Below are 9,505 nucleotides of genomic sequence, written 5' to 3'. Positions count from 1 at the left end.
CTCCGGCGGGGGTCCGGGGGGGGGTTCACGGGGGGCGCGCGCCGCGCCGTCGCGGCCGGGACCCCGGTTCAGGCCGTCCGCGGCCGAGTTCCCGGGCGCCCGTGAACCGGGTCCCGCAGCCCCGCGGCGGACGGCCGCGCCGCCCTGTCCTGGTGACCCGGCCGGCATCGAGCCCCATCCGAACGACGCGCCCCGCACCGGAGCCCCTCCCGGCCGATCCGCGCGGCAACGAGCCCTTCCGGACGATCCGGTCGGCGCCGAACCCCTCTTCTGGTCGATCCGACCGGCGTCGCTCCCCCTCGGTCGATCCGCCCGCGTCGAGCCCCTCTCCGTCGACCTGCCCCGCGTCGATCCCTTTCCTGTCGGCCCGCCCGGCGTCGAGCCCGTCCAGGACGGCGGCCGACGCGCGCGCCACTCCCGCTCGGGGGCGCGCCCTTGGGCAGTTCCCCGGCGGTCCGCGCCCCCGCGTACTCCGTAAGTCCGGCTGTCCCGTGGCCCCCGGGACCAGGCTGCCGCGCCGTCCGCGTGTTCCCCGGTCTGGAGTAGTCCGGCGCGATATCCGGGCGCCCCCGGGTGATCGTGGGGACACCACCGTTCCGTGGTGAACCACCCTTCCGCCGGGGGACGAAGCGTTCCCCGGAAGCGAAAGTAGGCGCTTCTACATGGCGACTTTGTGCAGACCCGCGGTTTCCGTCCCCGAACACGTCATCACGATGGAGCAGACGCTGGAGCTGGCGCGCTCCCGTCATCCGGACCACCCCCAACTCCCGCTGGCACTAAGGCTGATAGAGAACACCGGGGTCCGCACCCGGCACATCGTGCAGCCGATCGAGGAGACGTTGCTGCACCCCGGCTTCGAGGACCGCAACAAGGTCTACGAGCGCGAGGCCAAGGCCCGTGTCCCCGCGGTCGTGCAGCGGGCCCTGGACGACGCGGAACTCCTCGCCACCGACGTCGACGTGATCATCTACGTGTCGTGCACCGGCTTCATGATGCCGTCGCTCACGGCCTGGCTGATCAACGAGATGGGCTTCGAGAGCGACACCCGGCAGATACCCATCGCGCAGCTCGGCTGTGCCGCGGGAGGTGCCGCCATCAACCGCGCGCACGACTTCTGCACGGCGTACCCCGAGGCCAACGCTCTCATTGTGGCCTGCGAGTTCTGCTCGCTGTGCTACCAGCCGACCGACCTCGGCGTCGGTTCCCTGCTGTGCAACGGCCTGTTCGGTGACGGCATCGCCGCCGCCGCCGTGCGCGGCCGGGGCGGCACCGGCATCCGGCTAGAGCGCAACGGCTCGTACCTGATCCCCAAGACCGAGGACTGGATCATGTACGACGTCCGGGCCACCGGTTTCCACTTCCTGCTGGACAAGCGGGTGCCGACCACGATGGAGCCGCTCGCCCCGGCGCTCCAGGCGCTCGCGAGGCAGCACGACTGGGACGCCTCCGACCTGGACTTCTACATCATCCACGCCGGCGGCCCGCGCATCCTCGACGACCTCAGCACGTTCCTCCGCGTACCGCCGGAGGCCTTCCGCTTCAGCCGGGCGACCCTCACGGAGTACGGCAACATCGCCAGCGCCGTGGTCCTGGACGCACTGCGCCGGCTGTTCGACGAGGGCGGCGCGGAGCACGCCTCGCGCGGGCTGCTCGCGGGCTTCGGCCCCGGCATCACCGCCGAGATGGCCCTGGGCCGCTGGCACGACGCGGCCCACGAGACGACGGTGACGGGATGACGGAACAGACGATCACCGGGGCGCTGCCGCCCGTACGGCACTGGCCCGCCCTCCACCTGACCGGCGTGGAGTTCGACCCTGTGCTGGCCGAGTTGATGCGGGAGGGGCCGGTCACCCGCATCCAGCTCCCGCACGGCGAGGGCTGGGCGTGGCTGGTGACCCGGCACGACGACGTGCGCATGGTCACCAACGATCCCCGGTTCAGCCGGGCGGCGGTGATGGAACGGCAGGTCACCCGGCTGGCGCCGCACTTCATCCCGGCGGCGGGCGCGGTGGGCTTCGCCGATCCGCCGGACCACACCCGGCTGCGCCGCTCGGTCGCCGCGGCCTTCACGGCCCGCGGGGTGGAACGGCTGCGCGACAGCGCCCGCCGCATGCTCGGCGAACTGGTCGACGAGATGATCCAGGACGGTCCGCCGGCGGACCTCACCGAGGCGGTCCTGAGCCCCTTCCCCATCGCGGTCATCTGCGAGCTGATGGGGGTGCCCGCCGAGGACCGGCGGAGCATGCACGCCTGGACCGAGCTGATCCTGTCCTCCTCGCACGGCGCCGAGGTCAGCGAGCGGGCCAAGGACGAGATGAGCGCCTACTTCGCGAAGCTGGTGGGCGACCGGCGGGACGGCGCGGGCGAGGACGTCACCTCGCTGCTGGGCGCGGCGGTGGGCCGCGACGAGCTGACGACGGACGAGGCGGTCGGTCTCGCCGTGCTCATCCAGATCGGCGGCGAGGCGGTCACCAACAACTGCGGGCAGATGTTCTACATCCTGCTGACCCGTCCCGACCTGTGGGAGCGGCTGCGCGCCGAACCGGGGATCCGGCCGCAGGCCATCGACGAGCTGCTGCGCTACATCCCGCACCGCAGCGCGGTGGGCCTGTCGCGCATCGCCACCGAGGACGTGGAGCTCAGGGGCGTCCGGATCCGGGAGGGCGACGCGGTGTACGTGTCGTACCTGGCCGCGAACCGGGACCCGGACGTCTTCCCGGACCCGGAGCGGATCGACTTCTCGCGCAGCCCGAACCCGCACGTGTCCTTCGGGTTCGGACCGCACTACTGCGTGGGCGGCATGCTGGCCCGGCTGGAGTCGGAGCTGATGGTCGACGCGCTGGTCGACCGGGTGCCCGGACTGCGGCTCGCGGTCCCGGCGAACGAGGTCCCGTTCCGCCGGGGCGCGCTCATCCGGGGGCCCGAGGCCCTGCCCGTGACCTGGTGACCGGCTCATGACGGCGCTCACCCCGCCCGAAGGGCTCCTCGTACCGCCCGGCCACGGCCGGACGGTGCGCACCCCCGCCCAGCACGTGACCTTCAAGGTGACGGGCACCCACTCGCGCAGCGCGTCCAGTTTCGAGGTGGTCGTGCCGCCGGGCTTCGACGTGGGGGCGCATGTGCACACGCGCAGCGAGGAGCTCTTCTACGTGCTCGAAGGCGAGCTGGACGTGCTCGCCTTCGAGCCCCGGGTGCGGACCCCGGACCACTGGCAGCGGTGGGAGTCCGGCTCGGGGAACGGGATCGTGCGGGCGACCCCGGGCACGGTGATCGTCGTGCCGCCGGGGTGCCCGCACGCCTTCGCGAACCCGACGGACGTCCCCGCGAAGATGTTCTTCCAGGCCTCGCCGCCGCCGGACCACGAGCACTACTTCGAGGAGCTGCTCGACATCCTGTCGGCGGGCGGTCCCCCCGACCACGCGGCCATCGAGGAACTGCGCTCGCGCTACGACATCGAGCAGCTCACGCCCCTCAGGCACCGCTGAGCCGCCGAAGGGGACCGGCGCCGGCGCCCGAGGGAGCGGCGGGACGCTAGCGGATCGGCATCCCGGAGAGGGTGCGGGCGATCACCAGGCGCTGGATCTCACTCGTGCCCTCGAAGATCGTGTAGATCGCGGCGTCACGGTGCATGCGCTCGACCGGGTACTCCCGGGTGAAGCCGTTGCCGCCGAGGATCTGGACCGCCTGGGCGGTGACCTTCTTGGCGGTCTCGCTGGCGAAGAGCTTCGACATGGAGCCCTCGGCGGCGGTGAAGGGCCTGCCGTTGACCGCCATCCAGGAGGCGCGCCAGACCAGCAGGCGGGCCGCGTCGATCGAGGTGCGCATGTCGGCGAGCTGGAAGGCGACGCCCTGGTTGTCGATGATCGGGCGGCCGAACTGCTCACGCGTCTTCGCGTACTCCAGCGCCTCCTCGTAGGCGGCGCGGGCGGTGCCGACGGCCATGGCGCCGACGGCGGGGCGGGACGCCTCGAAGGTGGCCATCGCGGCGTTCTTCACGCGCTCGCCGCCCTTCCTGGCGCGCTCGCGGGCACGGGCGAAGCGCTCGTCCAGCTTCTCCTTGCCGCCGAGCAGGCAGGAGCCGGGGACCCGGACGTTCTCCAGGACGACCTCGGCGGTGTGCGAGGCGCGTATGCCGTGCTTCTTGAACTTCTGGCCCTGGGAGAGGCCGGGCGTGTTCGGCGGCACGATGAAGGAGGCGTGGCCCTTGGAGCCGAGCTCGGGGTCGACGACCGCGACCACGACGTGGACGTTGGCGATGCCGCCGTTGGTCGCCCAGGTCTTGGTGCCGTTGAGGACCCACTCGTCCTTGGCCTCGTCGTAGACGGCGCGGGTGCGCATGGAGGCGACGTCGGAGCCGGCGTCGGGCTCGGAGGAGCAGAAGGCGGCGACCTTGACATCGTTGGCGTCGCCGTACATCTGGGGGATCCAGGTGCCGATCTGCTCCTCGGTGCCGTTGGCGAGGACGCCCACCGCGGCGAGGCCGGTGCCGACGATCGACAGGGCGATGCCCGCGTCACCCCAGAACAGCTCCTCCATCGCCATCGGGATGCCGAGGCCGGTGGCGTCGAAGTACTGCTGGGCGTAGAAGTCCAGGGAGTAGATGCCGACCTTCGCCGCCTCCTGGATGACCGGCCACGGCGTCTCTTCACGCTCGTCCCATTCGGCGGCCGCGGGGCGGATCACGTCGGCGGCGAAGCCGTGGAGCCAGTCCCGGACCTCCTTCTGTTCGTCGTTGAGCTCCATGGTGAACTCGGCCATGACCCCTCCAGCGCTGCAATCGCGTGTTACTTGCGGTAACGGGAGTCTGTTACCGGCCGGTAGGAAAAGTCAACTCCCTGCTCCGGTTCGGCAGCCCGTTCGATCCGACGACGCCTGTCAGTGTTAGTTTGCGCAGGCGTCACCAAATAAGCACGGGTGGGGAGAGCACATGGAGACCACGCAGCGGACCGATCAGCAGAGGTCCGCCGACCGCCGCCGGCGGGAGCTGCTGGAGGCCGCCGACCGGGTGGTGCTCCGCGACGGCCCCGGCGCCTCGATGAACGCGATCGCCGCGGAGGCGGGGATCACCAAGCCGATCCTCTACCGCCACTTCGGCGACAAGGGCGGACTCTACGCGGCCCTCGCCAAGCGGCACACGGACGCCCTCCTCGGAGCGCTGCGGGCCGCACTGGACGCCCCGGCCGACCGCAGGGAGCGCGTCGAGAAGACGCTGGACACCTATCTGGCGGCCATCGAGGCCCGCCCGCAGGTGTACCGCTTCCTCATGCATCCGGCGGAGACCGGGCAGCCGGGCGAGCAGGGCTTCGACGTCGGCCTGCACTCCGCTCCCCTGCTGCGCCGCATGGGCGAGGAGCTCGCGGAGGTCATCGAGGAGCGGGTCGACCTCGGCCCCGGCAGCCAGCAGCTCGCCCGGGTCTGGGGACACGGCATCGTCGGCATGATGCACGCGGCCGGCGACTGGTGGCTCGGCGAACGCCCCTGCCCCCGCGCCGAGTTGGTGCGGAGCCTGGCCGACCTGCTGTGGGGCCGGCTGGCCGCCGCCGGCGACAAGGCGGGCGGTCCCGGCTTCTGACCGGGCGGCCCGCGCCGCCGCTGTCTCAGCGCGCCCAGGAGGCCCGCGCCGCCCGGCGCAGCACCCGGCGGCGCCGCCACCCCGTGACCCGGTCCGGGTAAACCAGGCCGTCGAGGTGGTCGCACTCGTGCTGAAGGCACCGGGCGAACCAGCCGGTGGCGTGCACCGCGACCGGCTCGCCGGTCACCGTGAACCCCTCCACCACCGCGTGGTCGTGGCGCTCGGTGCCCGCCTCCAGTCCCGGCAGCGACAGACAGCCCTCCGGACCGCGCAGCACCACTCCGTCCGCCGCGACGAGCCGCGGGTTCACCACGTGTCCCAGATGGCGGACGTCCTCGTCGTCGGGACAGTCGTACACGAACACCCGCAGCGGCTCCCCGACCTGGTTCGCCGCGAGACCGACGCCCTGGGCCGCGTACATCGTCGCGAACATGTCCTCGACCAGCCCGGCCAGTCGGGGACCGAAGTCCGTGACGTCCCGGCAGGGGGCGTGCAGGACGGGGTCGCCGAGCAGGGTGAGGGGCCGGACCCGCCCTCGGGCGCCCGGGATGGAGCCTTGTCGCATGGCGGCAAGGGTACGGTCCTCAATGTCGCGCGAATGTCGCGCGGGCACCGTGACGGTGCCGCGATTCGGGCACGTGAGTGGATCTCGATAGGCTGAGGCCCACACGGTGCCGGGGGCAGAGGCGCGGCGCGTACGCAAGGAGGATCGAGAACGATGTCAGGCAACTCGGACCCGCTGACGCCGCGGGCCAAGCTGGCCGTGACGGCGGGCAAGGCGGCCGCGGCTGTCTCGCGTGCCGCTGGACGCGGCAGCGGATCGGTGATCGGCGGCCGGGTGGCACTCAGGCTCGACCCCGATCTGCTGGCCCGGCTCGCCACACACCTGGACGTCATCCTGGTGTCGGCCACGAACGGCAAGACCACCACGACCCGGCTGATCGCCGAGGCGCTGCGCGCCGCGGGCCCGGTCGTCTCCAACGCGCTGGGCGCGAACATGCCCGCCGGAATCACCTCCGCGCTGGCCGGCGGCTCCGACGCCAAGTTCGCGGTCATCGAGGTCGACGAGAAGTACCTGGCCGGAGTCGCCCGCGACACCGACCCGAAGGCGATCGCGCTGCTCAACCTCTCGCGCGACCAGCTCGACCGCGCCGCCGAGACCCGCATGCTCGCCGAGCACTGGCGCGAGGGCCTGGCCGGCACCAAGTCCGTCGTGGTCGCCAACGCGGACGACCCGCTGGTCGTGTGGGCCGCCTCCTCCTCGCCGAACGTGGTGTGGGTGGCCGCCGGCCAGATGTGGAAGGACGACGCCTGGTCCTGCCCGTCCTGCGGCGGTGTGATGCAGCGGCCGGGCGACGACTGGTTCTGCGGGGATTGCGGTTTCCGCCGCCCCACGCCCAGTTGGGCGCTCTCGGGCGACTACGTCCTCGACCCGCACGGCTCCAGCTGGCCGATCCACCTCCAGCTGCCCGGCCGGGCCAACAAGGCGAACGCCGCCTCCTCCGCCGCCGTCGCCGCCGTGTTCGGCGTGCCGCCCCAGGTCGCCCTGGAGCGCATGTACGCGGTGCAGGCGGTGGCCGGACGCTACGACGTCGTGCAGTTCATGCAGCGCGACCTGCGGCTCCTGCTCGCCAAGAACCCCGCGGGCTGGCTGGAGACGTTCTCGCTGATCGACCCGCCGCCGACCCCGGTCATCCTGTCGGTGAACGCGCGCGGCGCCGACGGCACCGACACCTCGTGGCTGTGGGACGTCGACTACACGCGGCTCACCGGCCACCCGATCTTCGTGATCGGCGACCGGAAGCTGGACCTCGCGGTGCGTCTGGAGGTCGCCAACCAGCACTTCCAGGTCTGCGAGAACCTCGACCAGGCCGTGCAGGCGGCACCGCCGGGTCGGATCGAGGTCATCGCGAACTACACCGCGTTCCAGGACCTGCGCCGCCGGGTCGGAAACTGACCAAGAGGATGACCATGACTGACAACCAACTGCGGCTGGTGTGGATCTACCCGGACCTGCTGAGCACGTACGGCGACCAGGGCAACGCCCTCGTCGTCGAGCGCCGGGCCCGTCAGCGCGGCCTCGACGTGGCCCGCCTGGACGTGCGCAGCGACCAGCCGATCCCGACCTCGGGCGACATCTACCTCATCGGCGGGGGTGAGGACCGGCCGCAGCGCCTCGCGGCGGAGCGGCTGCGCCGCGACGGCGGGCTGCACCGCGCGGTGGGCAACGGCGCGATCGTCTTCTCCGTGTGCGCGGGCTACCAGATCCTCGGCCACGAGTTCATCAACGACCTCGGCCAGCGCGAGCCCGGCCTCGGCCTGCTCGACGTGGTCTCCACCCGCGGCGAGGGCGAGCGGTGCGTCGGCGACGTGCTCGGCGACATCGACGCGCGGCTGGGCCTGCCGCCCCTGACGGGCTTCGAGAACCACCAGGGCATCACCCACCTGGGCCCGACCGCGCGCCCGTTCGCGAACGTGCGGCTCGGCAAGGGCAACGGCACCGGCGACGGCACCGAGGGCGCGTACAACGACACCGTCTTCGGCACCTACATGCACGGTCCCGTGCTGGCCCGCAACCCGCTGATCGCGGACCTGCTGCTGAAGCTGGCGCTCGACGTCAACGCGCTGCCCCCGATCGACGACCGGTGGTACGAGGCGCTGCGCTCCGAGCGGATCGCGGCGGCCCAGCAGCCCGCCTGAGGCACCGCGCCCCGTCCGCCCGGAGCCCCCGCGAAACGGTTCGGCAGAGCCCGTCTGGCACGGGTTCCGCTCACCTGTGCGGGGGCGTCCAGCAGGCGGACGCCCGGTGCGTCCCCGCCCCCTCCCGCCGGTAGGGTGGCGGGGATCCAGCCGGACAACGTGGTCCGGTCCCCGGCCCACGTGGAGAAGGTATTTCGGGCTATGCGCATTGGTGTCCTCACCTCCGGCGGCGACTGCCCCGGTCTGAACGCCGTCATCCGGTCCGTCGTGCATCGTGCCGTCGTCGACCACGGCGACGAGGTCATCGGCTTCCGGGACGGCTGGAAGGGCCTTCTGGAGTGCGACTACCTCAAGCTCGACCTCGACGCCGTGAGCGGCATCCTCGCTCGCGGCGGCACCATACTCGGTTCCTCCCGGGTCCAGCCGGCGCATCTGCGTGACGGCGTCGAGCGGGCCAGGGGGCACGTCGCCGAGCTCGGTCTCGACGCGATCATCCCGATCGGCGGGGAGGGCACGCTGAAGGCGGCCCGCCTCCTCTCGGACAGCGGGCTGCCGATCGTCGGCGTCCCGAAGACCATCGACAACGACATCGCCGTCACGGACGTCACCTTCGGTTTCGACACGGCCGTCGGGGTGGCCACCGAGGCCTTGGACCGGCTGAAGACCACCGCCGAGTCCCACCAGCGCGTGCTCATCGTGGAGGTCATGGGCCGCCACACCGGCTGGATCGCGCTGCACTCCGGCATGGCGGCCGGTGCCCACGCCATCGTCGTGCCGGAACGCCCCTTCGACATAGAGGAGCTGGCCGCGAAGGTCGGCGAGCGCTTCGAGGCGGGCAAGCGGTTCGCCATCGTCGTGGCCGCCGAGGGAGCCAAGCCCCGCGAGGGCACGATGAGCTTCGACGAGGGCGCCAAGGACATCTACGGGCACGAGCGGTTCGCCGGCATCGCCCGTCAGCTCTCCCTGGAGCTGGAGGAGCGCCTCGGCAAGGAGGCCCGCCCGGTGATCCTCGGGCACGTCCAGCGCGGCGGCACGCCGACCGCGTACGACCGGGTCCTCGCCACCCGCTTCGGCTGGCACGCCGTGGAGGCCGTGCACCGCGGCGAGTTCGGCATGATGACCGCGCTGCGCGGCACCGACATCGTGATGGTGCCGCTCGCGGACGCCGTCGAGACGCTGAAGACGGTGCCCGACGAGCGCTACGCCGAGGCGGAAGTGGTCCTGTAGTCCGCC

The 9,505-nt window shown here is 72.1% G+C and carries 9 protein-coding genes; 7 read left to right on the top strand and 2 right to left on the bottom strand.

What is annotated here, in order from left to right:
• Positions 1-662: 662 nt before the first annotated feature.
• The 3 genes from ACWGIS_RS32220 to ACWGIS_RS32210 are packed head-to-tail and all read left to right on the top strand — an operon-like array spanning position 663 to position 3,485.
• On the top strand, positions 663-1,736 hold the full coding sequence (locus tag ACWGIS_RS32220; protein WP_453366032.1) for a type III polyketide synthase: 1,074 nt from the start codon (positions 663-665) through the stop codon (positions 1,734-1,736).
• A complete protein-coding gene (locus ACWGIS_RS32215) occupies positions 1,733-2,947 on the top strand; it encodes a cytochrome P450 (protein ID WP_453366031.1) in 1,215 nt (404 codons plus the stop codon). The genes ACWGIS_RS32220 and ACWGIS_RS32215 overlap by 4 nt, the downstream gene beginning before the upstream one ends.
• A 7-nt stretch (positions 2,948-2,954) precedes the next feature.
• Entirely contained in the window at positions 2,955-3,485 is a 531-nt protein-coding gene (locus ACWGIS_RS32210; RefSeq protein ID WP_453366030.1) for a cupin domain-containing protein, read from the top strand.
• A 46-nt stretch (positions 3,486-3,531) separates the two neighbouring features.
• Here the strand turns inward: ACWGIS_RS32210 and ACWGIS_RS32205 are convergent, their stop codons facing one another.
• Complete coding sequence (locus ACWGIS_RS32205; protein WP_453366029.1) at positions 3,532-4,758, bottom strand: acyl-CoA dehydrogenase family protein; 1,227 nt, start codon at positions 4,756-4,758, stop codon at positions 3,532-3,534.
• Positions 4,759-4,927: 169 nt separating this feature from the next.
• Here ACWGIS_RS32205 and ACWGIS_RS32200 point away from each other — a divergent pair, with 169 nt between their 5' ends.
• Entirely contained in the window at positions 4,928-5,572 is a 645-nt protein-coding gene (locus tag ACWGIS_RS32200) for a TetR family transcriptional regulator (protein WP_453366028.1), read from the top strand.
• Positions 5,573-5,597: 25 nt separating this feature from the next.
• Here the strand turns inward: ACWGIS_RS32200 and def are convergent, their stop codons facing one another.
• On the bottom strand, positions 5,598-6,137 hold the full coding sequence (gene def, locus ACWGIS_RS32195) for a peptide deformylase (RefSeq protein WP_453366027.1): 540 nt from the start codon (positions 6,135-6,137) through the stop codon (positions 5,598-5,600).
• Between the two features lie 153 nt (positions 6,138-6,290).
• Between def and ACWGIS_RS32190 the strand changes: the two genes are divergently transcribed.
• From ACWGIS_RS32190 to ACWGIS_RS32180, 3 genes are all read left to right on the top strand, one after another.
• Positions 6,291-7,529, top strand: a complete 1,239-nt coding sequence (locus ACWGIS_RS32190) for a MurT ligase domain-containing protein (protein WP_453366026.1) — start codon at positions 6,291-6,293, stop codon at positions 7,527-7,529.
• Between the two features lie 14 nt (positions 7,530-7,543).
• Positions 7,544-8,272 carry a type 1 glutamine amidotransferase gene (locus tag ACWGIS_RS32185; protein WP_121408719.1) on the top strand — a complete coding sequence of 243 codons (729 nt, stop codon included), beginning with the start codon at positions 7,544-7,546 and terminating at the stop codon, positions 8,270-8,272.
• Between the two features lie 201 nt (positions 8,273-8,473).
• Positions 8,474-9,499, top strand: a complete 1,026-nt coding sequence (locus ACWGIS_RS32180; protein WP_453366025.1) for a 6-phosphofructokinase — start codon at positions 8,474-8,476, stop codon at positions 9,497-9,499.
• Positions 9,500-9,505 lie beyond the last annotated feature (6 nt).

The sequence above is a fragment of the Streptomyces sp. NPDC054842 genome, assembly GCF_053611025.1.
Note: the sequence above shows the minus strand (reverse complement) of the source record. Positions and strands in the feature narration are given on the sequence as shown.